Genomic DNA, 25424 nt, shown 5'->3' on the forward strand with positions numbered 1-25424 from the left:
AAACGATAGGAACGCGATGCACCGGATCACCATCGTCTCGCTCAAGTCGCTCATTGCCGTGCTGCTCGGGCTGCTCGCGCTGACCCAGCTGGTTGTCGTTCCGATCATCGCGGCCGAGATGGCCGAGCGCCTGCCACCGCTCGCCTTTCTGCAGTGGCCCGGCGTCATCGCGGCGGCGGCGTTCGTGCTCTGCCTGCAGGCCGCGCTCGTCTGCGTCTGGCGCCTGCTGACGCTCGCGGGCGAGGGCGTCATCTTCAACGTCAGAGCCTTCGTCTACGTCGACGTGATCCTCACGGCCATCATCGTCGCGACCCTCATCGTCGTCGCGACGCTCGGGCTGCTCACGGCCGTGGGCGCCGCCTCGCCCTCGATCGCCCTTCTCTGCCTGCTCGGCATCGTCATCGGCGCCGTGCTCGCGCTGCTCGTCGTGGTGTTGCGCGGGCTGCTGCGGCAGGCCTCGCAGCTCGAGAGCGACCTCGCGGAGGTGGTGTGATGCCCATCATCATCAACCTCGACGTGCAGCTCGCCAAGAAGAAGATGTCGGTGGGCGAGTTCGCCGCCGCCATCGACATCACTCCCGCCAACGTCGCCGTGCTCAAGAACGGCCGCGCCAAGGCCGTGCGGTTCTCGACCCTCGACGCGATCTGCCGGGTGCTCGACTGCCAGCCGGGCGACATTCTCGTGTGGGTGGCCGACGAGGAGCACGGCGCATGAGCACGACGCACTGGAGCGCGACCACCGTCGAGCGCCTGCGCGACGCCACACGGTGCCCCGTGTGCACCCGGCCGCTCGATGCGGGCCTCTGCCGATCCTGCGGCGCCGACCTGCGCGGCGAGCCCGGTGTCGACGTGTGGCAGGCGGCGTCGGCCGCGGCCGACGCGCTCGCGGCGCTGCAGAGCGCGGTGGCGAGCATCCCGCGTCGCGCCCCCAGCGCCGCCCCCGATCGCCCCCCGGTCGCGCCCGCGCGTGCCCGGATCGCGCCCGTCGCTCCCGCGCGCGCCAGCACGACGCTGCAGTCGGTGCTCGCGGTCGCGGGCGCCGGCCTCATCGCGCTCGCCGCGCTCGTCTTCACGCTGCTCAACCCCGACCTGACCGACCCGGTCGCGCGCGGCGCCGTGCTCATCGCCGCGACGCTGCTCTTCGCGGTGGGCGCTGCGGTGCTGCGTCGACGCGCCCTCGCGGTCTCGGCAGAATGCATCGCCGCGCTCGCCCTCGTCTTCGCCGGTCTCGCGGGGGTCGCCCTGGCCCCCGTGCTGCCCGCCGCCGACAACGGCTGGGCGGGAGCCACGATCGGCGCGGCCCTCGGGGGTGGCATCGCCCTGACCCTCGGGCTGCGCACGCGGCTTCGTGGGTGGATGCTCGCCGGCAGCATCGCCCTGACCCTCGTGCCCCTGCTCGCGGCGGCCGCGCTCGGCTCGCCGCCCGCGACGCTGTGGGGGCCGCTCGGCACGGCGGCCGTCGCGCTCGCGCTGCTCGAGGGCGCGAGCAGGCTCGCCGCGCGTGGCGCGCTGCCGCTCTGCCCGGAGCGCCGAGCTCTCGTCGCCCTGCAACTGCTCGGGGCCGCGCTGCTCGTGTGGTTCATCGTCGACGCCTGGTTCGGCGGCCCCGACGACGGCTGGACGCACGGCACCGAGCGCTGGCTGAGCACGGCCGCCGCGGTGCTCGGGGGCGGCGCTATCGCGGCGCGCAGCGCCCGGCACAGTCTTCGGCTGCTGTGGAGCCTGATCGCAGGGGCCAGCGTGCCCGCGGCGCTCGCCATCGCGGCGCTCGGCATCGACCCGGCCTGGGTCGGCGGGCCGTCGGCCTTCATCGTGCTCGTGCCCGCCGGCGCGGCCGTGGGGGTGCTCGCGCTCACCATCGCGAGCCGCGCCGACGCCGCCGCGCATCGGCGCACGGTGCTCGCGGGCGCCATGTGCGTCTTCTCGATCACGCTCATCCCGCACGCCGGGCTCGCGACGCTCGGCGCGCTGACCGCGCTGCTCGGCGGGGCGCGGGCGAGCGCGGGCGGCGACTCGCCGCTCGACGCCGACACGGGCGCCGCCGTGGTGCTCGGGCTCGTGGTCGCGAGCGCGGCGCTCGGTCTGCAGGCTCGGCTCGTCGGCCACCGTGCCGGGCGCTCGACCGCCGCGGTTCACCGCGGGCGCGCCCTCAGCCTGGGCACGCTCGGGCTCGCCGGGCTCGGCGCACTCGGGCTGACCGTCGTCGACCCGACGGCGCGCGCGATCGCCGCCATCGTGCTCGTCACGGCCACCGCGGCCATCATGACCACGACCGCGGCCGGCCAGCGGGCACGGCTCTCGATGCGCCTGCCGATCATTCTCGCGAGCCACGCCGCCCTGGTCATCGCCGTGTCGCTGTCGTGGCAGTCGATCGAGACCGCGGTCACGCTCGGGCCCGCCGCCCTCGTCGCGCTCACGGCCCTCGCCCGCACGATCCCCCTGCGCGGCCGTGCCGCCCACACCGCCGCGGGCGTCGGCTACGCCCTCGTGCTCGCCGGCTCGGCGCTCTCGCTCACGGGTGTCGGCGGGCCCGCGCTGCTGAGCCTGACCGCGACGATCGGCCTCATGATCGCGATCGCGGTCACGCTCGTGCCGAGGGTTGCCGCCGCGCACTGGCTCGCCGTGCTGGGGGTGACGACCGTGCCGTTCGCGCTCGCGGTCGCACTCGTCGCGGTCGAGCGCAGCGGCTGGGCCGCCCTCTCGACCACGGCGATGATCGTGCTGGCCGTGAGCCTGCTGCGCACGCGTCGACCCGGGCTCGGAATCGTCGTGCGGGCGCTCGCGGGCGCCGTGATCGTGCCCTCGATCGCGGTCGTGCTCGTCGACCTCGGGGCCGAGCTGCTGGTCATGAGCGGTTCACCCGTCGTGCTGCCGACGATCGCCCTGCTCGTGGCGGCGACCCTGCCCGCCATCCCCCGCCTCGTCGACGCCGTGCACGACCGCGGCATGCCGACGGCGCACGCCACCGCCGTGGGCCGCGCGATCGAGGTCTCGACGCTGCTCACCGCCGTCATCACGATCGCCCTGGCCTATGCGCGCGAGGCCGCAGGGCCCGTGACCGCGATCATCGTGCTCACCCTGCTGGCCCTGGGCTGCGCGACCGCCGCGCGCGTGCGCGGTGCGGCACCGTACTGGTGGGCGAGCGGCGCCGCCGCCACCGCGGCGCTCTCGACCCTGTGGTTCGAGCTCGGCGTCACGGAGCCCGAGGCGCACCTGCTGCCGCCGACGATCGCCGCGGCAACGATCGCGGCGGTGCTCACGGCGCGAGGCACGCCGCGCCCCGAGCTGTACGGCGCGGCGCTGCTCACCGGCATTGTTCCCCTGCTCGCACTGCTCGCGCTCGATGCCGAGCCGGTGCCCGCTCGAGCGCTCGGGCTCGTGCTCGCATCGGTCGGGCTCGCCGCGCTCGGGGCGAGCATCCACCCCCGAGCCTCGTCGACCGACGGCAGCACAGAGCCGCACCGCCTCGCCTCGCTGCGGGGGTGGACGCTCGCCGCGGCGACCGTCGCGGGACTCGCCGGTGCCGTGCTCGCCGCGCGCCTCGGCCTCGGATCCGCCGCGCTCGCCACCGCGCAAGCGACGGCGCCGACCATCGTGCTCGTGCTGCTCGTGGCGCTCGCGGGTGCCGTGCCCGCCGGCGTCGCGGGAGTGCTGCGCACTGCGCCCCTCGACGCCTCAGCCCGCCGCTGGGCGCTCGTTCCGGCGATCGCAGCCGTCAGCATCGCCGCGTGGACAGCCGTCGAGAGCACCCCCCTGACCGTCGCGGTGCTGTGGATGCTCATGCTCGCGCTGCTCGTCACCATGACGATCGCGGTCGCGCGCGAGGGGCGCGGCCCGACCCTGCTGCCGCGGGCGTGGGTGCAGTTCGCCCTCGCCCTCGGTACCGCGATCGCCGCGTGGAGCACGCGCGAGTACCTGCGCGTCGAGGCCTTCTCGCTGCCGCTGGGGCTCATGCTGCTCGTCGCGGGCGCGATCGCCCTGCGGCGGCCCCGCCCGGCTGCCGCCGCCCCGCTGCAGCACTGGCCGCGCGGCCGCTCGGGATCATGGCCCCTGCTGGCGCCGGGGCTCGTCGTGCTCGTGCTCGCCTCGATGCTCGCGACCGCGACCGACCCGCAGACCTGGCGTGCCGTGCTCGTCATGGCGCTCGCGCTCGGCTTCATCCTCGTCGGCGTGCGCTGGCGGCTCGCGGCGCCCTTCGTGCTGGGCATGATCGTGCTGCCGCTCGAGAACGTGCTCGCCTTCTCGGTGCAGATCGGGCGCGGAATCGAGGCCATGCCCTGGTGGATCACGCTCGCGGTCGTCGGCCTCGTGCTGCTCGTCATCGCCGTCGGCTCCGAGCGCCGGGGTGGGCCAGGGGCGCCGTCGACGCCGCGCCTGCGCGACTTGCGCTGACGACGGCGCGAGCCGCGCTCGCGCTCTCTCGCCAAGCGCCCCCGGGTGGTGCAGTATTGCGGCAGAAGCGCACGCACCGATGCGCGCCCGACCCGGAGGTCCCCCATGTCTGCAGGTTCCGCCGTCGAGACCAGGTCCTCCTGGCTCCCGCTGTTCGTCGTCATGCTCGCGCAGGTGCAGCTCGCGTTCAACGCCTGGAACGTCTCGATCACCGGCATCACCGAAGACCTCGGCATCTCGCCGACGACGGTCGGCCTCGCGAACACCGCGAGCACCTTCGCGGTCTCGGCCTTCCTGCTGCTCGGCGCGAAGATCACCGCGAAGATCGGCCCCGTGCTGGCCTTCCGCATCGGTGTGATCATCCCCGCGCTCGCCGCGATCCTCATCGCGACGGCGCAAGACGGCTCGGTGCTCTTCATCGCCCAGTCGATCACGGGCGCCTCGAACGCCATCACGCTGCCGGCCCTCACGATCATCATCGCGGCCAGCTTCCAGGGCAAGCAGCAGGCCTCGGCGATCGGCTACTTCGCCGCGAGCATCCCCCTCGCCCAGGTGGTGTCGCTGCTCATCGCCGGCCAGTTCGCCTCGACGATCGGCTGGCGCTGGTCGTTCGTGCTCGTCGCCTCGATCGGCCTCATCAACTTCGCCGCGAGCTTCTTGCTCAAGCCCGTGCCGCCGCAGAAGAACCTCATCGTCGACTGGACCGGGGGCATGCTCGCCGCGATCTCGATCATCCTCATCAGCTTCGGCATGAGCGTGATGAACGATTGGGGCCTGCTGACGGCGACCGGAAACGCCCCGATCTCGATCGGCGAGTTCTCGGTCGTGCCGTTCTTCTTCGTCGCCGCGGTCATCTTCGCGCAGCTCTTCCTCAGCCGCACGCGCAAGCGCATGGCCGAGCAGAAGGTGCCGCTCGTCAACCTCGACATCGTGCGCGCGCGGCGCGCGCGCGCCACCGTCACGGTGATGGGTCTCATGCTCTTCGTCGGCACGGCCGTGAGCTTCCTTATGCCGCTCTACATGCAGGTCGTGCAGGGCTTCGTGGGCATCCAGGTCTCGTTCGCCGTCATTCCGTACACGATCTCGATCTTCATCGCGAACACCCTTGTCTCGCGGCTCTACAGCCGGTTCGCGCCGCGCACGATCGCGAGCGTCAGCATGACGGTCGTGACCCTGGCGCTCGTGTGGCTGTCGTTCACGATCGCGAACGACTGGGGCCAGGCATCCGTCATCGTCGGTCTCGTCGTGCTCGGTCTGGCACAGGGCTGCGTCGTGGCCCTCGTGTTCAACGCGCTGCTCACCTCGGCGCCCGCCGAGAACGCGGGCGACGTGGGCGCCATCCGCGGCCTCACGCACAACCTCTCGGGCAGCGCAGGCATCGCCGTGGCCTCGGCGTTCGCGGTCGGCCTGCTCACCTCGAGCGCCTACGCGGCGGCGAACGACTCTGAGGTCTTCACCCCCGAGATCGTCGAGCAGATCAACTTCGACAACGTGAACTTCTTCACCAACGCGCAGCTCGAAGCCGCCCTGACCGAGCGCACCGACGCCACCGACGAGCAGATCGCCTACGCGGTCGAGCAGTTCACCGAGTCGCGGCTCACCGCCCTGCGCACCACGATGCTCGTGCTCGGCGGCCTCGCGGCTCTCGCGATCGTTCCCGCGCGCCGCATGCCGGGCTTCCAGAAGGAGGACCTGTACGTGGGGTACCCGGAGTCGGACGAGAAGAAGGACTAGCTCCGCCCGCACGCGATGGGGCCCGGCGGATCTCCGCCGGGCCCCATCGCATCTCGCGCCGCGCTGCTCGCACTGTTTGCGACACGTCGTACGCCAGGAAGCGTGCGAGGTGTCGCAAACGGTGCGACGTGTGTGGGTCGGGCCGCTAGGCCGTGAAGCGGTGCTCGATCGCCGTGAGCAGCGTGCGCACCGAGACACCCGTGGCGCCCTCGGCGAGGTAGCCGTAGGCCGGTCCCTCGTTCACGGCCGCGCCGGCGATGTCGAGGTGCGCCCACGGGATGGGCGAGCCGTCGGCACCTGTGCCGATGAACTCTTTGAGGAAGATGCCCGCGACGAGCATCCCGCCATCGCGGTTGCCCACTTTGAGGTTGGCCATGTCGGCGAATCGCGAGTCGAGCTGCGGGCGCAGCTCCTCCGGCAGCGGCATGTGCCAGTGCGGCTCGCCGGTCTGCTTTCCGGCCTCGACGATCGCGCCGACGAGCTCGTCGTCGCCCATGACCCCCACCGTGCGGCGACCGAGCGCGACGATCGCGGCGCCGGTCAGCGTCGCGACGTCGATGATCGCGTCGGGGCCCTCTTCGCTCGCGAGCACGAGGCCGTCGGCCATGACGAGGCGGCCCTCGGCGTCGGTGTTCATGACCTCGACAGTCGTGCCGCCGCGGATGGTGAGGATGTCGTTGACGCGGATCGCCGTCGACGAGACGAGGTTCTCTGACATGCACAAGAAGGCCGTGAGGCGCACCGGCAGGCCCAGGCGCGCCGCCGCGAGCACGAGACCGAGCGAGACGGCCGCGCCGCCCATGTCGTTCTGCATGCCGTTCATGGCCTCGGCGGGCTTGAGCGAGTAGCCGCCCGTGTCGTAGGTGATGCCCTTGCCGACGAGGGCCACGTGCTTCTCGGCGCCGGCCGGCGCGTACGACACCTTGACGAGACGCGGCGGGCGCGACGAGCCCTGGCCGATGCCGATGATGCCACCGCAGCCTTCCGCCGCGAGCTTCTTCTCGTCCCACACCTCGACCGTGACGGGCGCGCCCTTCGCGGCCGCGATGGCGGCGTCGGCGAACGACTGCGGGTAGAGGTCGCCGCCCGAGCGGTTCGTCAGGTCGCGCACGAGGGCGATCTGCTCAGTGACGATGCGGATGCGCTCGATCGCCTCGGCCGAGATCGCCGCGGCTGTGCACACCGTCACGGCGCCGACCGGGGTCTTGACCTTCGCGGCGGTCTTCGCGCGGTAGTCGGTGAAGGCGTATGCGGCGAGCGCGGCGCCCTCGATCATGGCGTGCACGTGCGCCTCGTCGTCGAGGCCGAAGGCGAGCGCGATGGATGCGGCGCCGGCGAGCTGGCGCACGGCCGAGCCGGCCGCGCGACGGGCCGTGTCGGCCGAGAGCGTCGCACCGAGCCCGACGACGGCGAGGGTCGCGCGCGAGCCCTCGAGGGCGGGTAGCCGCACGAGCTCGTCGGCCTTGCCCGTGAGCCCGATGGCGACGAGCTGGTCGTGCAGTGCGGCGAGCGACGGGTGCGCGACGAGCTCGGGGCCGTCGGCCCCGATGCGCGCGGCGATCACAACGACCTCGACGTCGAGGGATGCGGGGGCGGCGGATGAGGTGGTCACCGTCAGGCTGCTCATGGGTGGTCCGTTTCTCGTGCGGGTCGAGACGATCGGTGGAGTGACGAATCGTCGCGCCCAGGCTATTCGCTTTGCCGTGCGGGCGATATGGTGACGAGGATTCTGTCGGCCGATCGGCGGAAGACAGAGAGGACCGCCATGGCGTCCGAGGCACCCGTCCCCGCACCCGAGCCGGAGGCCGTTCGCACCGAGCGCGTCACCTGGCTGCGCTCCGGGCCGTTCGCGATCGGGTTCATCGGCACGCTCGGCGTGCTGCTCGCCCTGCTGCTCGGCGCCGCCGTCGCGCAGCTCGCCTACACGATCACCCTCATCTTTCTCGCGACCTTCATCAGCCTCGGCCTCTACCCGGTCGTCACGCGCCTGCAGCAGCGCGGGCTCAGCAAGGGCGCGGCCATCGGTGTGGTGCTCGCGGCCTTCCTCGCCGTCGTGGCAGCCATGCTCTTCCTCATCGTGCCGATCGTCATCGAGCAGGCCACGGAGCTCGCGCGCACGCTGCCCGAGAACCTCACCGACGTGAACAACCAACCGTGGTTCATCGATCTCGACGAGCAGTTCAACGGCTACCCGCTCATCCTGCTCGAGTGGATCCGCCTCAACTCGGCCGACCCGAACCTCTGGCTCACGGTGGGCGGCGGGGCGCTGCGCATCGGCGCCGACATCATCAACGGCACGTTCGGCGTGCTGCTCGTCGTCGTCATCACGATCTACTTCGTCGCCTCGCTCGACGTGATGAAGAACGCGCTCTACGACCTCGTGCCGGGCTCGAAGCGCGCGGGCTTCGCCGAGATCGCGGAGGAGATCTTCGACTCCATCGGCAAGTACCTCAGCGGGCAGGTCATCATCGCGGTCACCAATGCGACCTTCTCCTTCATCCTGCTCACCATCATGGGCGTGCGCTACGCCGGAATCCTGGCGTTCATCGCGCTCTTCATCACGCTCATCCCCGTGGTGGGCTCGGTCATCAGCACGACCCTCATGGTGCTCGTGTCGCTCTTCACCTCGCCCGCAGCGGCGCTCGTCGTCGGCATCGTCATGATCGTGTACATGCAGCTCGAGGCCTACCTGCTGACGCCCCGCATCATCGGCAAGGCCATCAAGATCCCGGCCTCGCTCGTGCTCATCGGCGCCGTCATCGGCGGCACCCTCCTCGGCCTGCTCGGTGCCCTCGTCGCCTCGCCCGTCGTCGCGAGCATCCTGCTGATCCTCAAGAAGGTCATCGTCCCGCGGCAGAGGGTGAAGTAGTCGCGTGCCCACTGATGCGACCGGGCTGCTGCCCGCCCTGCTCGTCGTCGCGCACGTCGTGCTCGGCTCGATCGCGATCATCCTGATCTCAGCCCGACGCCGACCGTCGACGGCGATCGCGTGGATGCTCACGATCATCTTCATCCCCTACATCGGCGCGATCGCCTTCTTCCTCGTCGGTCTCAGCCGCCTGCCGAAGCGCCGGCGCGAGAAGCAGCACGAGGTCAGCCGGGCCATCCTCGACCGAACCGAGGGGCTCGACCGTGTGAGCCACCGTGACGAGTGGCCCGAGTGGCTGGGCTCGTCGGTGCGGCTCAACGAGAACCTCGGCGCCCTGCCCATGGTGGGCGGCAATCGTGCCGAGCTCATCGACGACTACGAGGGCGCGATCGCGGCGATGGTGGCCGACATCGACACGGCCGAGCAGTACGTGCACGTCGAGTTCTTCATCCTCACGCTCGATGCCACGACCGAGCCCTTCTTCGCCGCGCTCGAGCGGGCCCGCGCGCGCGGGGTGACGGTGCGCGTTCTGAGCGACCACCTGATGAGCATCCTGTACCCGCCGCGAAAGGCGACCCTCGGCCGACTGGCGGCGATCGGGGCCGAATGGCACGGGATGCTCCCCCTGCGCCCGTGGAAGGGCCAGTGGCAGCGCCCCGACCTGCGCAACCACCGCAAGCTCGTCGTCGTCGACGGGCGCGTGGGCCACACGGGCTCCCAGAACATGATCCAGTCGAACTACGGCAAGAAGAAGTCGATCGCCCGGGGGCTGCACTGGCACGAGGTCATGGTGCGGCTCGAGGGGCCGGTCGTGCGCGAGCTCGACGCCGTCTTCGTAACCGACTGGTACAGCGAGACCGACGAGCTGCTGCCGCTCGACACGAGCCCCGTCGTGCTCGGCGATGACCCGGCGCTGCTTGACGCGCAAGTGCTGCCGAGCGGCCCGAGCTTCGAGAACGACAACAACCTCAAGCTCTACACGACGCTCATCCACAAGGCTGAGCGCCAGGTGAGCATCACGAGCCCCTACTTCGTGCCCGACGAGGCGATTCAACTGGCCATCATCACCGCGGCGTCGCGAGGGCTGCTCGTCGAGCTCTACGTGAGCGAGATCGGCGACCAGTTCTTCGTGTATCACGCGCAGCGCTCGTACTACGAAGACCTGTTGCGCGCCGGCGTGCGCATCTACCTCTACCAGGCGCCGACGGTGCTGCACTCGAAGCACTTCACGATCGACGACGACGTCGCGATCGTGGGCTCGAGCAACATGGACATCCGGTCGTTCAGCCTCAATATGGAGGTCTCGGTCATGGTGCACGGCGCCGAGTTCGTGCAGCGCATGCGCGCGATCGAGGCCTCGTACCGCGCGGCGAGCCGCGAGCTGACGCTCGACGAGTGGGTGCGGCGCCCCTGGGGCGAGAAGGTGCGCGACTCGATCGCACGCCTCACCTCGTCGCTGCAGTGAGCGCGACTAGGCGCGCGCCGAGGCCGCGGATAGAGTCGGCATCGTGAGCGACATCACCATCACGATGCTGATCCTCGCCGTCGTGGTGCTGGCGTTCGTGACGAACCGCATCCCCGTCGGCCTCATCGCCGTGGGCGCCTCGCTGGCCCTCTACGCCTTCGGGGTGCTCGACCTCGGTCAGGCCTTCGCGGGCTTCGGCGACCCGGCCGTCGTGCTCATCGCGGCGCTCTTCGTCGTGGCCGAGGGGCTCGACGGCTCGGGGCTCACGGCCTGGACGGGCCAGCAGCTCGTCAAGCGCGGCGGGGGCGACCGCCGCGTGCTGACGGTCATCATCATGATCGTGGTCGCCGTGCTCGCCGCGCTCATCAGCGTCAACGGCGCCGTCGCAGCGCTGCTGCCCGTCGTCGTCGTGATCGCGACGAAGGTCACGATGCCCGCGGGCCGACTGCTGCTGCCGCTCGCCTTCGGCGCCCACGCCGGCTCGCTGCTGACCCTCACCGGCTCGCCCGTCAACGTCATCATGTCGGAGCTCGCCGACGAGGAGACGGGGCGGGCGTTCGGCTTCTTCGAGTTCAGTCTCGTCGGGCTGCCGATCGTGGCGGGCACCGTGCTCATCGCCGTGCTGCTCGGCCCGCGGCTCATCCCCGCCCGCACCCCGTCGACACTCGCGACCGACCTGGGCGATCATGCGCGCACGCTGCTCGCGCAGTTCGGCGGCGCTCAGCCCTTCGGGCGCGTGCGCGTGCTCTCGGGCTCGCCGCTCATCGGGCGCACCGCCGAGCAGATCGTGTTCGAGAGCGCCGCGCCGGTCTCGCTCATCGCTATCCAATCGCCGGGCGTGCGCGGCTCGCGCGAGGCGACGACGCCCATCCGCGCGGGCGACGTGCTGCTGCTGCAGGGCACCCCGACGGGCATCCGCTCGGTGTGCGACGACGCCAAGCTCGAGGGCATCGGCACGAGCACCGTCTCGAGCACCTGGGCGGCCATGGACTCCGAGTACGGCGTCGCCGAGATCGTCATCCCCCCGCGCTCGCGCGCGATCGGCGACGAGGTGTTCCCCGGCATGGTCACCGAGAGCGGCGACCTCATCATCGTCGCGATCCAGCGTGGGGGCGAAGACATCGGCGACCAGACCGGAATCCGCCTCGAGGCCGGCGACATCCTGCTCGTGCAGGGGCCGTGGGATGCGCTCGACGAGAACCTGCGCGACTCGTCGGTCATGGTCGTGGATGCTCCCGACCAGATCCGCCGCCAGGCGGCGCCCCTCGGGCGCCGCGCGTACCTCGCCCTCGGCGTGCTCGTGCTCATGGTCATCGCCCTCGCGACCGGCATCGTGCCGCCCGCTGTGGCCGGACTCGTAGCCGCGAGCATCATGGTGCTCACGCGCGTCGTGTCGATCGAGAAGGCCCACCGCTCGATCCAGTGGACGACGGTGCTGCTCGTCGGCGGCATGATCCCGGTCTCGACGGCGATCACCCAGACGGGAGCGGCCGACCTGCTCGCGACCGGCATCGTCGACGTCGTCGGGGCGTTCGGCCCCGCCATCGTGCTCGCCGCGCTCGCCCTCGTGACCTTCATTTTCGGCCAGCTCATCAGCAACACGGCGACAGCGCTCATCATCGCGCCGATCGCGATCTCGGTGGCCTACGAGATGGGCGTCTCGCCTCTGCCGTTCCTCATGGCCGTGGCCGTGACGGCCGCGGCGGCCGTGCTGACGCCGGTCGCGACGCCGGGCAACCTGATGGTCATGGCGCCCGCGGGCCTGCAGTTCGGCGACTACTGGAAGTTCGGGCTGCCCGTGGCGCTCGTGTTCTTCGCGGTCGCCGTGCTGCTCGTGCCCGTGCTCTTCCCCTTCTAGGGCGCCGGGGCGCGCTCAGCGCCGCCCGAGCGTGCCGAAGATGCCGCGCACGACCTCGCGAATCACGGTCTGGCCGGTGCGCGAGCCGAGCACGTCGCCGAGCATGTCGCCGACGCCGGGCGCAGGCTTGGCCGTGCGACGGTTCGGCGTGCGCGTCGTGGTGCGCTCTTTCTTCTGCAGGTCGCGCAGGGCCTTCTCGTATTCCTCGCGGGCGGCGTCCTTCTGCTCGGCGGCCTCCTCGGCCGCTTCGCGCGCCGCCTCGGCCTCGGCCGCGGCGTTCATGCGGCCGGTCAGCAGCTCGTAGGCCGACTCGCGGTCGACAGCCTTCCCGTACTGCGCCATGAGGGGCGAGGCCGCGATCGTCGACGCGACCACGTCGGCGGGCGCGGGATCCATCGAGCCCTGCGGTGCCCGCAGCCGGGTCCAGGCGACGGGCGAGGGGGCGCCCTTCTCGTTCATGACCGTCACGATCGCCTCGCCGATGCCGAGCGTCGTGAGCACCTCGTCGAGCTCGTATCCGCTGTTCGGGTAGGTCGACACGGCGGCCTTGAGCGCCTTGGCGTCGTCGGGGGTGAAGGCGCGCAGCTGGTGCTGCACGCGCGAGCCGAGCTGGGCGAGCACGTCGCCGGGAACGTCTTTCGGCGACTGCGTGACGAAGAAGATGCCCACGCCCTTCGAGCGGATCAGGCGCACGGTCTGCGTGATCGCGGCGAGGAAGTCTTTGCTCGCGTCGCGGAACAGCAGGTGCGCCTCGTCGAAGAAGAACACGAGCTTCGGCTTGTCGAGGTCGCCCACTTCAGGCAGGTCGTTGAACAGGTCGGCGAGCAGCCACATGAGGAAGGTCGAGAACAGCGCGGGCTTGTCGGCCACGCCCGGCACCTCGAGCAGGCTCACGATGCCGCGGCCGTCGGCCGTCGTGCGCAAGAAGTGCGCGGTGTCGAACTCGGGCTCGCCGAAGAAGACGTCGGCACCCTCGGCCGCGAAGGTGATGAGCTCGCGCAAGATCACGCCCGCGGTCGCCTTGCTGAGCCCGCCGAGCTCGGCCAGGTCGGCCTTGCCCTCGGGGCTCGTCAAGAACTGGATGACGGCGCGCAGGTCGTCGAGCCCGACGAGCGGCAGCCCGTTCTGGTCGGCGTAGAGAAAGACGAGCCCGAGGCTCGACTCTTGCGTGTCGTTGAGGCCGAGCACCTTGCTGAGCATGAGGGGCCCAAAGCTCGAGACCGTCGCGCGCACGGGGATGCCGTGACCGATTCCGCCGAGGCAGTAGAACTCGGTGGGGTGCGCCACGCCCTGCCACTGCTGCCCGAGGCCGCTCGTGCGGGCGAGCAGCTTCTCGCTGCTCTGCCCGGCCACGGCGATGCCGCTGAGGTCGCCCTTGATGTCGGCAGCGAAGACGGGCACCCCCGCGGCGCTCAGCTGCTCGGCGAGCACCTGCAGAGTCTTCGTCTTGCCCGTGCCCGTCGCGCCCGCGACGAGGCCGTGGCGGTTGGTCATGGCGATCGGAATGCGGATGGGCACGTCGGGCATCGCCGCCCCGTTGACGAGCGCCCCCATCTCGAGCACGGCCCCCTCGGGCTGGTACCCCGCGCGCACGGCTGCGACCTGCTCGGCATCGAGCGGGCCCTCGCTCGGGATGCTCGCCGCGGGTGCCGCCGCCTCGCTCGCCTGCGCGGCGGCGCGCGCGGCGGCCTCTTCGGCTGCGGCCAGCGCCGCCTGCGCCTGCTCGAGAGCCTGCTGGGCGGCCGTGACGGCCTCGCTCGCGTCAGTCATGGCGCCAGCCTAAGCGACGGGCGTGCGCTCCTGCAGGCCCCACGGTTGGCCGTAGCCGCCCTCGTTCTCGGGGCGCGCCATGAGGTCGAGGAAGGGCTGGGCGTCGAAGGCCTCGGGGCCGAGTACACCCGCGCCGCTCCACGCACCCGAGGCGAGCAGCTCGAGGGCGATGACGGGGTTGAGGGCGGTCTGCCACACGACGCACTGGCTCTCGTACTCGGCCATCGTCCACTCGTTGTCGCTCACGTGGTACAGGTAGACGTCGCGGGGCGCGCCGTCGACGCCGGTGCCCGTGACCCAGAGGCCCGCGCAGGTCTTGCCGGTCATCCGGGGCCCGAGGGTTGCCGGATCGGGAAGGCCCGCGGCGACGACATCGCGGGGGCTCACCATGACGGGGCCGTTCGCCGAGCGCACGCGAATGGGCTCGGTCTTGTCGAGACCGAGCTGGTGCAGGGTCTTCAAGATGCCGATGAACTCGTCACCGAGCCCGTACTTGAAGGTCACACGCTTCGCATCGACCCAGCGCGGCATGAGCAGCACCTCTTCGTGCTCGACGTTGACGCACTCGACCGGGCCGATGCCCTCGGGAAAATCGAAGACCTCGGGCTCGCTGAACGGCGGGGTCGTGTACCAGCCCGTGCTCTTCTCCCAGATGACGGGCGGGTTGAGGCACTCCTCGATCGTGGTCCAGATGCTGAACGACGGGGCGAAGATCTCGTTGCCCTCGTCGTCGCGCACCACGAGGTTGGCGCCGTCGCGCGTGCCGAGCTCGTCGATCTCGCTGAAGAGGTGGTCGGCGGCGTAGCGCGCGAAGACGTCGCTCAGCCCGGGCTCGACGCCCATGCCCACGAGCGCGAGGCGACCGGCGGCCTGCCAGTCGTCAGAGGCCGCGAACTGCTCGTCGCCGAGCTTGACCCCCGTGAGGGCGTAGGGCTGCTCGGGGTGGGGGTGCGAGAGGCTCATGGCCATGTCGAGGTAGTCGGCGCCCGCCGCGAGGGCTCCCGCGAAGATCGTGGGCACGAACTTGGGCTCGACGGCGTTCATGACGTGCGTCGCGCCGTGCTCGCGCGCGACGGCCGCGACGCTCTCGGGCTTCGAGGCGTCGATCTGCGCGGCGACGAAGCGGTCGCCCTGCGGGCCGTGCTTCGCCTCGATCCAGGCGATCGTGCGTTCGGCACGCGTGACGTCGTAGTCGCTCACGATCATCGTCTCGAAGAACGTGCGGCGTGCGGCGATCTTGGCGATGGCGTCTCCGACGCCTCCGGCGCCGACCAGGAGGATCCTCATGCCCCCAATGTTATACACATGGACAACAATCGCGCCAGACCCGCATCGTGCAGCGGGATGCGCGCACCCCGCCCGACCGCCGATCGAGTGTCAGCGATCGAGCGCCGGTACCGTGCGCGGCCGCACGATGAGCCAGAGGCTCGCGATCGACACCACCGAGGTCGCCGCCATGACCGCCCCCATCGGCACGGCGTTCGCGATGCCGAACAGCCCGACGATCGGCGAGAGCAGGCCGGCGAGGCCGAAGTTCATGGCGCCGAGCAGCGAGGCGGCGGTGCCCGCCTCTTTGCCGTGGTTGGCGAGCGCGAGGGCCTGGACCATGGGGAATCCGAATCCGCACGCCGTGATGAAGAACCACAGCGGCACGACCGTGCCCCAGAAGCCCGCGTCGGCGAGATCGAGCACGATGATCGCCACCGAGCTGCCGAGCAGCACGAGGGTCGAGACGCTGAGGATCCACTGCGGGGCGATGCGCTTCGCGAGCCGCGAGCTGATCTGCACGCCCGCAACGACGCCGATCGAGTTCATGGCGAACAGCAGGCCGTAGCCCTGCGGGTCGAGTCCGTAGACCTCTTGGAAGAGGAACGGCGAGGCCGAGAGGTAGGCGAAGAGCCCCGAGAACGACATGCCGCCGATGATCGCGACACCGATGAAGACCCGGTCGGCGAACAGCACGCGGTAGCGGTCGCGAATGGTCGCGTGGCCCTTGTCGACGCGCCGCGCGGGGGGCAGCGTCTCGACGATGAGCAGGCTCGCCGCGATGACGATGACGACGCCGTAGGCCGCGAGCACGACGAAGAGGCCGCGCCACGGCATGATGAGCAGCAGCTGCGAGCCGATGACGGGCGCGAGGATGGGCGCGAGGCCGTTGACGAGCGAGAGCCGCGAGAGCATGCGCACGAGCGGGTAGCCGCCGAACAGGTCGCGCACGGTCGCCATGGCCACGACGCCGCCCGCCGCGGCGCCGAAGCCCTGCAGCACGCGGAAGGCCATGAGCCAGGTGATGTCGGGCGCGAGCGCCACACCGAGGCTCGCGAGCACGTGCAGGCTCGTGGCGAGAATGAGCGGCAGGCGACGGCCGACCGCGTCGCTCCAGGGCCCCACGAGCAGCTGCCCGAAGGCGAACCCGATCGTCGTCGCCGTGAGGGTCAGCTGGATGGCCGCGGCCGAGACCGCGAGGTCGGCTTCGACTTGCGGGAAGGCCGGCAGGTAGAGGTCGATCGTGAAGGGGCCGAGCGCCGTGAGCGCACCGAGCACGATGACGTAGACGGCGCGCTGGCCACGGGTGAGCGAGTCTCCGGGATGCACGACCGTCGACACGCAGCGTCCTCCCGGGGCTCGAACAGGGGTGGGGCGGCCGATCGGCCCGGATCAGTCTAGAACCATCGGGGGCCGGAGTCGAATCGATTCGAGCGCCGAGTGGTCATCCTCAGACAGCGACGCGCCCCGCGGCACAGGGCCACGGGGCGCGTCAGCGAGGGGATGCGGGTCAGCGACCCGTGCCGCCGCCAGCCCGACGCTTGTTGTAGACGTCGAAGGCCACGGCGAGCAGCAGCACGAGGCCCTTGACGGCCTGCTGCCACTCGATGCCGATGCCCATGATCGACATGCCGTTGTTGAGCACGCCGATGATGAGACCGCCGATGATGGCGCCCGAGATGGTGCCGATGCCGCCCTGCACCGCCGCGCCGCCGATGAAGGCGGCCGAGATGGCCTCGAGCTCGAAGCCGTCACCCGCCTTCGGGCCGGCCAGGTTGAGTCGCGCCGTGAACACGAGGCCCGCGAGCGCGGCCAGGATGCCCATGTTGACGAACAGCCAGAAGTCGACCGAGCGCGTCTTGACGCCCGAGAGCTCGGCCGCGTGACGGTTGCCGCCGATCGCGTAGATGTGGCGGCCGAACACCGTGCGGTTCGCGACGACGCCGTAGATCATCACGAGCACCGCGAGCACGATGAGCGTGACGGGGATGCCCTTGAACGAGGCGAGCGCGTAGGTGAAGGCGCCGACACCGATCGCGACGAAGGCCATCTTGGCGATGAACCACACCGTCGGGTCGACGGCCTGGCCGTACTTCTTGCGGCCGTTGCGCGTGCGCACCTGCTGCACGATGAGGCCGACGATGGCGAGGGCACCCACGACGAGCGTGAAGACGTCGATCGCCGCATCGGGCCCCGCGAACGAGATGAAGCCGTTGCCGAGCGCTCGGTACTCTTCGGGGAACGATCCGATGTTCGAGTTGCCGAGCGTGATGAGCGCGAGGCCGCGGAAGATGAGCATGCCCGCGAGCGTCACGATGAACGCGGGTATGCCGACGTAGGCGATCCAGAAGCCCTGCCAGGCCCCGACCACCGCCCCGATGACGAGGGCGCCGATGATGGCGAGCCACCACGGGAAGCCGGCATCCCTGATCAGCACGCCCGAGAAGGCGCCGATGAAGGCGGCGATCGAGCCGACCGAGAGGTCGATGTGGCCGGCGACGATCACGAGCACCATGCCGATAGCGAGAATCAGGATGTACCCGTTCTGCACGATGAGGTTCGAGATGTTCTGCGGCCGCAGCAGGATGCCGTTGGTTGTGATCGAGAACAGCACGACCACCGCGATGAGCGCGAGGAAGATGCCGTTCTTGCCGAGGTCGCTCACGATGTAGGGCAGAGAACCCTTGGCAGTGGGGAACTTGCTTTCAGCTGGATCCGCGCCGTTGCGCACGTCGTAAGAGATTGAGCCCGTCGCTCGCTCATGCCAGCCGCGACGTCGGTTTTTGTCGTCCAGGAATGGCGAGATCAAGACAAGGATTCCACCGATGATGGGGACTAGCCCGCCAATGGCGGAGATGATGAGGTGGCGCCCAAACGAGCGGCCCCAGCCGATGGGCATGCCATCTGCTTCAGACAACACTCGAATTCCGAGAATGTGTTTGCCGACCGTATAGCCGCGAGTGCCCAGGTAACCAACATTGAATACCCATAGGGCGAGAGCTGCCGCGTATAGCACGACCGCAAAGATCAGGCCCGTAAGGCTCCCGCTGACTTGACCGCTCAAGAGTCCGCCGAAAAGGCTTACGTAGGCCAATACCAAGAGCAAAAGGTACAGGCCGGTATCGATGGCCGCGGCCCCGAACCGCCTTCCCCAGGGCGCCAAGACGACGCCGTCAGGAAGAGATGAACGCTCTACGGCTTGAATGGATTGCATTTCATTCATGGATTGTGTGGCTCCTTGTTCAGTTCACGCGACCCAAGGTCAGCGCGACGCTTCCACGGTCATGAGCTTGAGGAGGGCTTCGGGGGTGGCGTCGGCCACGGGCATCTGGCCCGTGATCCGGCCCTCGGAGAGGGCGTAGATGCGATCGCAGATGCCCAGCAGTTCGGGCAGCTCGGAGGAGATGACGATGATCGCCTTCCCCTCGCTCGCAAGGCGGTTGATGATCGTGTAGATCTCGTACTTGGCGCCGACGTCGATGCCGCGCGTCGGTTCATCGAGGATCAGAACATCGGGATCCGAGTAGATCCACTTCGAGAGCACGACCTTCTGCTGGTTGCCGCCCGACAGCTGCCCGGTGCGCTGCAGCACCGTCGGGCTCTTGATGTTCATGCTCTGCCGGTACTCGTTCGCGACCTTGTACTCCTCGTTGTCGTTCACGAGGCCGAAGCTCACGAGCTTGCGCAGCGATGCCATCGAGATGTTGCGCTTGATGTCTTCGATGAGGTTGAGGCCGTACATCTTGCGGTCTTCGGTGGCGTAGGCGATGCCGTTCTGGATCGCCTCGTCGACCGTGCGCGTCTTGATCTCTTTGCCGCGCTTAAAGACCTTGCCCGAGATGCGGCTGCCGTAGCTGTGGCCGAACAGGCTCATCGCGAACTCGGTGCGCCCGGCGCCCATGAGGCCCGCGATGCCGACGATCTCGCCCGCGTGCACCGAGAGGTCGACGTTGTCGACCATGACGCGCGACGAGTCCTGCGGGTGGTGGGCCGTCCAGCCCTCGACCCGCAGCACCTCCTCGCCGATGTGCGGGGTGTGGTCGGGGTAGCGGTGCTCGAGATCGCGGCCGACCATGCCCTTGATGATGCGGTCTTCCGACACGTCTTTGTGCTGGATGGTCTCGATCGTCTTGCCGTCGCGGATGACGGTGACCGAGTCGGCGATCTTCTTGATCTCGTTGAGCTTGTGGCTGATGATGATCGACGTGATGCCCTGCCCCTTGAGGTGCAGGATCAGGTCGAGCAGGTGGTCGCTGTCGCTGTCGTTGAGCGCCGCGGTCGGCTCGTCGAGGATCAGCAGCTTGACCTCTTTCGAGAGCGCCTTGGCGATCTCGACGAGCTGCTGCTTGCCGACGCCGATGTCGAGGATGCGCGTGACGGGGTCTTCATCGAGGCCGACGCGAGCAAGCAGCTTCTTGGCCTCTTGATTCGTGCGGTTCCAGTCGATGAGCCCGAGCGGGCCCTTGACCTCGTTGTTGAGGAAGATGTTCTCGGCGATCGAGAGGTAGGGGCTCAGGGCGAGCTCCTGGTGGATGATGACGATGCCCTTGGCCTCGCTGTCGCGGATGTCGCGGAACTCGACCGTCTCGTTCTCGAAGACGATGTCGCCCTCGTAGGTGCCGTGCGGGTAGACCCCCGAGAGCACCTTCATGAGGGTGGATTTTCCGGCGCCGTTCTCGCCGCAGATGGCATGCACCTCGCCGCGCGCCACCTCGAGGGTGACGTCGGAGAGGGCCTTGACACCCGGGAAGGTCTTCGTGATCGACCGCATCTCGAGGATGTTCTGGGTCACGTGCTGCCTCTTCCTTACGTCGTTGGGGGAAAGAGCCGGTGGTGGGGAGCCTAGTGCGACTCCCCACCACCGGCCAGATTCAACTGCTGGTGCTGGATGAACCGGTCTCGTTAGAGGCCGAGCTCCTCAGCGGTCCAGTAGCCGGTGTCGACGAGCGCCGACTCCACGTTGTCCGCCACGACCGGCACCGGGCCGAGCAGGAACGACGGCACGACGAGCACGCCGTTGTCGTACGTGGTGGTGTCGTTGATCTCGGGCTCGCCGCCCTCGAGAAGGGCGACGGCCATGCCGGCCGCGACCTTCGCGAGCTCGCGCGTGTCCTTGAAGATCGTCGCGAACTGCTCACCCGAGAGGATCGCCTTGACCGAGTCGATCTCGGCGTCCTGGCCCGAGATGATCGGGAAGTCGACACCCACGGCGTAGCCGGCGTCGGTCAGGGCCGAGATGATGCCACGGCTCAGGCCGTCGTACGGCGACAGAACGGCGTTGACCTTCGTGCCGTCCGAGTAGTTCGCCGTGAGGAGGTCCTCCATGCGGCTCTGGGCGACTTCGCCGTCCCAGCGCAGCGTGGCGGCCTGCTCGATGTCGGTCTGACCCGACTTGACGACGAGCGTTCCGTCATCGATCAGCGGCTGGAGGATGTCCATGGCGCCGTTGAAGAAGAAGAACGCGTTGTTGTCGTCGAGCGAACCTGCGAACAGCTCGATGTTGAACGGACCAGCCGGCGCGTCGGGGAGCGCGTTGCCCTCGAGGTCGGTGAGGCCGAGACCGTTCAGCACGGTCCACGCCTGCTGCTGGCCGACGAGGAAGTTGTCGAACGTCGCGTAGTAGTTGACGTTCTCCGAGTCGCGGATCAGGCGGTCGTAGGCGATGACCGGAATCTCGCTGTCGGCAGCCGTCTGCAGCACCTCGGTGAGGGTGGTGCCGTCGATCGCGGCGATGATCAGGGCCTCAGCACCCTTGGTGATCATGTTCTCGACCTGCGAGACCTGGGTGGGGATGTCGTCCTCAGCGAACTGCAGGTCGACCGTGTAGCCGGCCGCCTCGAGCTCGGCCACGAGGGCGTCGCCGTCAGCGATCCAGCGCTCCGACGAGCGGGTGGGCATGGCGACGCCGATGAGGCCTCCGCCTTCGCCTTCGCCCTCGGCAGCCGGGGCCGAGCAGGCGGCGAGACCGAAGGTCATCGCGCCGATGGCCACGGCGGAGAGAAGAACGTTCTTCTTCACTGTGTGTCCTTTCATAGGGGATGTGGTGGTGCTGCGGCCCTCGATTCGACGTCGAGTCGAGAACCGTTCCCGGGGCGAGCCCCGGGACGTCTAGGAGGTCGGCGCCGCGCTCACAGCGACTGCGCCAATCGGTAGTAGGCGGCGTTCGTGCGCACATCGCGCGCGAACCCCTCGAGCGTGGTGCTCTCGTCGATGACGAGCAGCTCGACGGCGGCCATCTGCGCGAAGTCCCGGAAGACGTCGACGCCCACTTGCGTGGTCATGACCGTGTGGTGGGCGGCCCCCGCCGTCAGCCAGGCTGCGGCGGAAGTGCTGAAGTCGGGCGCGGGCTTCCACACCGCGTGGCCAACAGGAAGGTGGGGCATCGGCGCCGGCAGGGCGACATTCTCGACGACGTTCGCCACGAGCCGGAACCGGTCGCGCATGTCGCTGAGCGCCACGACGACCGCGGGGCCGGCGTCGGCCGTGAAGACCAGGCGCACGGGGTCGTCTTTGCCGCCGATGCCGAGCGGGTGCACCTCGAGGCGCGCTTTCCCGGCCGTGAGCGAGGGGCTCACCTCGAGCATGTGGGCGCCGAGGATCAGCTCGTTGCCGGGCTCGAGGTGGTACGTGTAGTCCTCCATGAGGGATGCGCCACCGGGCAGCCCGGCTCCCATCACGGCGGCCGCGCGCACGAGCACCGCGGTCTTCCAGTCGCCCTCGGCGCCGAAGCCGTAGCCGTCGGCCATGAGGCGCTGCACGGCGAGGCCGGGCAGCTGCTTGAGGTCGGCGAGGTCCTCGAACGAGGTGGTGAAGGCAGAGAATCCGCCGTCTTCGAGGAACCCGCGCAGCCCCAGCTCGATCGCCGCGCCGTAGCGCAACGATTCGTGCCGCGCGGAACCGGGGTGCAGCTCGGCGGCGACGTCGTAGAGGTCGAGGTACTCGGCGACGAGGGCGTCGATCGCGGCATCGCCCACGGCGTGCACGGCGTCGGCGAGCTCGGTGACGCCCCACGTGTTGACCTGCACGCCGAAGCGCAGCTCGGCCTCGGTCTTGTCGCCCTCGGTGACGGCGACGTAGCGCATGTTGTCGCCGAAGCGGGCGAGCTTCAGCTCGTGCGTGGCGTGCCAGCCGGCCGCTGCGCGCGCCCAGACGGCCACGCGGTCGGTGACCGCGGGGTTCGAGACGTGACCGACGACGGTCGTGCGGGCGACGCCGAGGCGCGAGACGATGTAGCCGAACTCGCGGTCGCCGTGCGCGGCCTGGTTGAGGTTCATGAAGTCGAAGTCGATGCTCGCGAACGGCAGCTCGACGTTGGCCTGCGTGTGCAGGTGCAGCAGGGGCTTCTGCAGCGCATCGAGGCCGGCGATCCACATCTTGGCCGGGCTGAAGGTGTGCATCCACGCGATCACGCCGATGACGTTCGGGGCCGCGTTGGCCTCGTGCATGACGCGCTTGATGCTGGCGCTGTCGACCAGGGTCGGCTTCCACACGATCGAGACGGGGATGCTCGCCGCGGCCTGCAGGCCCGCGACGACCTGCTGCGACTGCTCGGCGACCTGGCGCAGCGTCTCGTCGCCGTAGAGGTTCTGGCTTCCGGTGAGGAACCAGACCTCGTAGGTCGAGAGGTCGGGAACGATACTGCGGGTCACGAGAGGGCTCCTGCGGGTCGGGGGTCGAGCGCGGCGCGCTGGAGGGCGAGGCCGCTCTCGAAGCGGTCGAGGTAGGTGGCGAAGCCCGTGAGGTCGGCGGCCTCGGGAGCGACGACCGAGGAAGCGGTGCCCGCGAAGACGCGGTCGTCGAGGTACCGAGCGAGCTCGGCGCCCTCGGCCGCGACGGCGGCGAGGAGGGCCATGCCCCACGCGCCGCCCTCGGCGGCGGCGCCGACGACGCCGACGGGCGCGTCAAGGGCGGCCGCGAGGGAGCGCTGCGCGACACCCTCGGTGCGGAAGAGGCCGCCGTGGGCCTGGATGCGGTTGACCTCGACGCCCTCGGCGCGCAGCACGCGCATGCCGACGGCGAGCGTCGCGAAGACGCTCAGCAGCTGCGCGCGCACGAGGGCGGCGAGAGTGAGCGCGGTGCCGGGCTCGCGCATGACGAGGGGCCGGCCGGCGTCGAGACCCAGCACGGGCTCGCCGGCCTCGAGCGGGTACGCCGTGACGCCATCGGCGTCGGCTGCCGCCGTCATGGCCTCGTCGAGCAGCAGGCGGTAGGCGGTGTCGGCGTCGACGGGCGAACCGGCGAGCGCGGCGAAACGGCGCAGCACGCCGACCCAGGCGGCGAGCTCGCTCGTGCCGTTGTTGGCGTGCACCATCGCGACGGGGTCGCCCGCCGGGGTGGCGACGATGTCGATCTCGGGGTGGATGCCCGTGAGCGCGCGCTCGAGCACGACCATGGCGAAGATGCTCGTGCCGACGCTGACGTTGCCCGTGCGCCGGCCGATCGCGTTCGTCGCGACCATGCCCGTTCCGGCGTCGCCCTCGGGCGGGCAGAGCAGGGCGCCGGGCTGCAGGGTGCCGCTGCGGTCGAGCAGCGCGGCGCCTGCGGCGCTCAGGGTGCCCGCGGGGCGACCGGCGGGGAGCACGGCGGGCAGCATCCCCTCGAGGGGGCCGGCGAGAGCCGACGCGGCGACGGTGTCGTAGCGCGCGAGCAGCGCGGGGTCGTACCCGGTGCCGTCGGCCGCGAGCGGGAACATGCCCGAGGCGTCGCCGACGCCCAGCACGCGCTCGCCCCCGAGCAGCTCGTGCACGTGGCCCGCGAGGGTCGTGATGGTGCGCACGCGCGCCACGTGCGGCTCGTCGTCGAGCACCGCCTGGTGCAGGTGGGCGATCGACCAGCGCTGCGGGATCGCCGTGCCGAAGAGCTCGGTGAGGGCGGCCGCCGCGGCGCCCGTCGTCGTGTTGCGCCAGGTGCGGAAGGGCACGAGCAGCTCGCCCTGCGCGTCGAAGGCGAGGTAGCCGTGCATCATGGCCGAGACGCCGACAGCGGCCAGGCGGCTCGGCGCCGCACCGTGCGTCGCCGCCGCGTCGGCGGCGAGCGCCGTGTAGGCGTGCTGCAGGCCTGAGCGCACGGCCTCGAGCGAGTAGCTCCAGTAGCCGTCGACGAGCTCGTTCTGCCACTCGTGGGCACCGACGGCGAGCACGGCGCCGTCGGCCGGGTCGATGAGGCAGGCCTTGATGCGCGTCGAGCCGAGCTCGATGCCCAGCACGGCGCGCCCCTCGGCGATGACGGCGGCGGCGCTCATCGGGCACCTGCCGCGGGCTGGCCGTAGACGTTCTGGTAGCGGTCGAAGAGCGCGTCGATCGCCTCGGAGGCGATCGGCACGAGCTCGCCGCCCTGGCGCGCGATGTGCACCGTGCGGGCCACGTCTTCGAGCATGACGGCGGCCTTGACGGCGTCGCGCGCGTCGCGGCCGATCGTGAAGGGGCCGTGGTTGCGCATGAGCACGGCGCGCGAGCGGTGGCCCTGCAGGGTCTCGACGATGCCGCGGCCGATCGAGTCGTCGCCGATGATCGCGAAGGGGCCGACGGGGATCTCGCCGCCGAACTCGTCGGCCATGGCGGTGATGACGCAGGGGATCGCCTCGGCACGGGCGGCCCACGCCGTGGCGTAGGTCGAGTGCGTGTGCACGACGCCGCCGACCTCGGGCATGGCGCGGTACACGTAGGCGTGCGCGGCCGTGTCGCTCGAGGGGCTGCGGTCGCTGCCGGGGGTGTCGGGCACGACCTCGCCGTCGAGCGTGCACAGGATCATGCTCGAGGGGTCGAGGTCGTCGTAGCCGACACCGCTGGGCTTGATGACGAAGAGGTCGGCGCCGGGAACCCGGCCCGAGATGTTGCCGCCCGTCCAGACCACGAGTCCGTAGCGCACGAGCTCGGCGTGCAGAGCGGCCACGTCGTCGCGCACACGCGCGATGGCGACCTGCACCTCAGGGCTCAGCGTGCTCACGGGACTCCATCGTCGCGGCGGCGGCGGTGGACCCGACGCCGGGGTGGTTCAAGGGGCGGACGCGGCGTGACCGATTTGTGACCGTTCACATCGCGTGATGGCCATCTAACGGCGAAACGGTCACAT

Annotated in this window: 17 protein-coding genes and 1 pseudogene; 7 read left to right on the forward strand and 11 right to left on the reverse strand. The window is 70.2% G+C overall.

What is annotated here, in order from left to right:
* Window positions 1–16: 16 nt before the first annotated feature.
* From ACK4HH_RS01080 to ACK4HH_RS01095, 4 genes are all read left to right on the forward strand, one after another.
* Window positions 17–493 (forward strand): DUF2975 domain-containing protein, encoded by a 477-nt coding sequence (locus ACK4HH_RS01080; RefSeq protein ID WP_409647424.1) that lies wholly within the window; start codon window positions 17–19, stop codon window positions 491–493.
* Window positions 493–714, forward strand: a complete 222-nt coding sequence (locus ACK4HH_RS01085; RefSeq protein ID WP_409647427.1) for a helix-turn-helix domain-containing protein — start codon at window positions 493–495, stop codon at window positions 712–714. The genes ACK4HH_RS01080 and ACK4HH_RS01085 overlap by 1 nt, the downstream gene beginning before the upstream one ends.
* Window positions 711–4391: an SCO7613 C-terminal domain-containing membrane protein gene (locus ACK4HH_RS01090; protein WP_409647430.1), complete on the forward strand. Its 3681-nt coding sequence runs from the start codon at window positions 711–713 to the stop codon at window positions 4389–4391. The genes ACK4HH_RS01085 and ACK4HH_RS01090 overlap by 4 nt, the downstream gene beginning before the upstream one ends.
* Window positions 4392–4496: 105 nt before the next feature.
* The gene (locus ACK4HH_RS01095; protein WP_409647433.1) at window positions 4497–6125 is read left to right on the forward strand and encodes an MFS transporter; all 1629 of its coding nucleotides are present in this window, start codon (window positions 4497–4499) and stop codon (window positions 6123–6125) included.
* Between the two features lie 145 nt (window positions 6126–6270).
* On the opposite strand, the gene ACK4HH_RS01100 is transcribed toward ACK4HH_RS01095, so the two are convergent.
* On the reverse strand, window positions 6271–7737 hold the full coding sequence (locus tag ACK4HH_RS01100; protein WP_409647436.1) for a leucyl aminopeptidase: 1467 nt from the start codon (window positions 7735–7737) through the stop codon (window positions 6271–6273).
* 153 nt (window positions 7738–7890) lie between these two features.
* Here ACK4HH_RS01100 and ACK4HH_RS01105 point away from each other — a divergent pair, with 153 nt between their 5' ends.
* The 3 genes from ACK4HH_RS01105 to ACK4HH_RS01115 are packed head-to-tail and all read left to right on the forward strand — an operon-like array spanning window position 7891 to window position 12317.
* Window positions 7891–8994, forward strand: coding sequence for an AI-2E family transporter (locus ACK4HH_RS01105; protein WP_409647439.1), 1104 nt, complete (start codon window positions 7891–7893; stop codon window positions 8992–8994).
* Between the two features lie 4 nt (window positions 8995–8998).
* Window positions 8999–10459 carry a cardiolipin synthase gene (gene cls / locus ACK4HH_RS01110; protein ID WP_409647442.1) on the forward strand — a complete coding sequence of 487 codons (1461 nt, stop codon included), beginning with the start codon at window positions 8999–9001 and terminating at the stop codon, window positions 10457–10459.
* Between the two features lie 43 nt (window positions 10460–10502).
* A complete protein-coding gene (locus tag ACK4HH_RS01115) occupies window positions 10503–12317 on the forward strand; it encodes an SLC13 family permease (protein ID WP_409647444.1) in 1815 nt (604 codons plus the stop codon).
* 15 nt (window positions 12318–12332) lie between these two features.
* On the opposite strand, the gene ACK4HH_RS01120 is transcribed toward ACK4HH_RS01115, so the two are convergent.
* The 10 genes and pseudogenes from ACK4HH_RS01120 to ACK4HH_RS01165 form a co-directional block, all read right to left on the reverse strand.
* Window positions 12333–14087 carry a helicase HerA-like domain-containing protein gene (locus ACK4HH_RS01120; RefSeq protein WP_409647447.1) on the reverse strand — a complete coding sequence of 585 codons (1755 nt, stop codon included), beginning with the start codon at window positions 14085–14087 and terminating at the stop codon, window positions 12333–12335.
* A gap of 9 nt (window positions 14088–14096) precedes the next feature.
* Complete coding sequence (locus ACK4HH_RS01125; protein ID WP_409647449.1) at window positions 14097–15374, reverse strand: saccharopine dehydrogenase family protein; 1278 nt, start codon at window positions 15372–15374, stop codon at window positions 14097–14099.
* A gap of 90 nt (window positions 15375–15464) precedes the next feature.
* Window positions 15465–16694, reverse strand: a complete 1230-nt coding sequence (locus ACK4HH_RS01130) for a multidrug effflux MFS transporter (protein ID WP_409647452.1) — start codon at window positions 16692–16694, stop codon at window positions 15465–15467.
* A gap of 169 nt (window positions 16695–16863) precedes the next feature.
* Window positions 16864–18030: a multiple monosaccharide ABC transporter permease gene (gene mmsB / locus ACK4HH_RS01135; RefSeq protein ID WP_409647577.1), complete on the reverse strand. Its 1167-nt coding sequence runs from the start codon at window positions 18028–18030 to the stop codon at window positions 16864–16866.
* 87 nt (window positions 18031–18117) lie between these two features.
* Window positions 18118–18576 (reverse strand): annotated as a pseudogene (locus ACK4HH_RS01140) (RDD family protein); the annotation flags it as partial.
* Between the two features lie 39 nt (window positions 18577–18615).
* Window positions 18616–20145 (reverse strand): multiple monosaccharide ABC transporter ATP-binding protein, encoded by a 1530-nt coding sequence (mmsA, locus tag ACK4HH_RS01145; RefSeq protein ID WP_409647455.1) that lies wholly within the window; start codon window positions 20143–20145, stop codon window positions 18616–18618.
* Between the two features lie 110 nt (window positions 20146–20255).
* On the reverse strand, window positions 20256–21329 hold the full coding sequence (gene chvE / locus ACK4HH_RS01150; protein WP_409647580.1) for a multiple monosaccharide ABC transporter substrate-binding protein: 1074 nt from the start codon (window positions 21327–21329) through the stop codon (window positions 20256–20258).
* A gap of 152 nt (window positions 21330–21481) precedes the next feature.
* Window positions 21482–23002 (reverse strand): L-arabinose isomerase, encoded by a 1521-nt coding sequence (gene araA / locus ACK4HH_RS01155; RefSeq protein WP_409647458.1) that lies wholly within the window; start codon window positions 23000–23002, stop codon window positions 21482–21484.
* On the reverse strand, window positions 22999–24594 hold the full coding sequence (locus tag ACK4HH_RS01160; protein ID WP_409647460.1) for an FGGY-family carbohydrate kinase: 1596 nt from the start codon (window positions 24592–24594) through the stop codon (window positions 22999–23001). The genes araA and ACK4HH_RS01160 overlap by 4 nt, the downstream gene beginning before the upstream one ends.
* Window positions 24591–25298, reverse strand: coding sequence for an L-ribulose-5-phosphate 4-epimerase (locus ACK4HH_RS01165; RefSeq protein WP_409647463.1), 708 nt, complete (start codon window positions 25296–25298; stop codon window positions 24591–24593). The genes ACK4HH_RS01160 and ACK4HH_RS01165 overlap by 4 nt, the downstream gene beginning before the upstream one ends.
* Between the last annotated feature and the right edge of the window lie 126 nt (window positions 25299–25424).

Source organism: Microcella sp., from assembly GCF_046296455.1.
Taxonomy (GTDB): Bacteria; Actinomycetota; Actinomycetes; order Actinomycetales; family Microbacteriaceae; genus Microcella.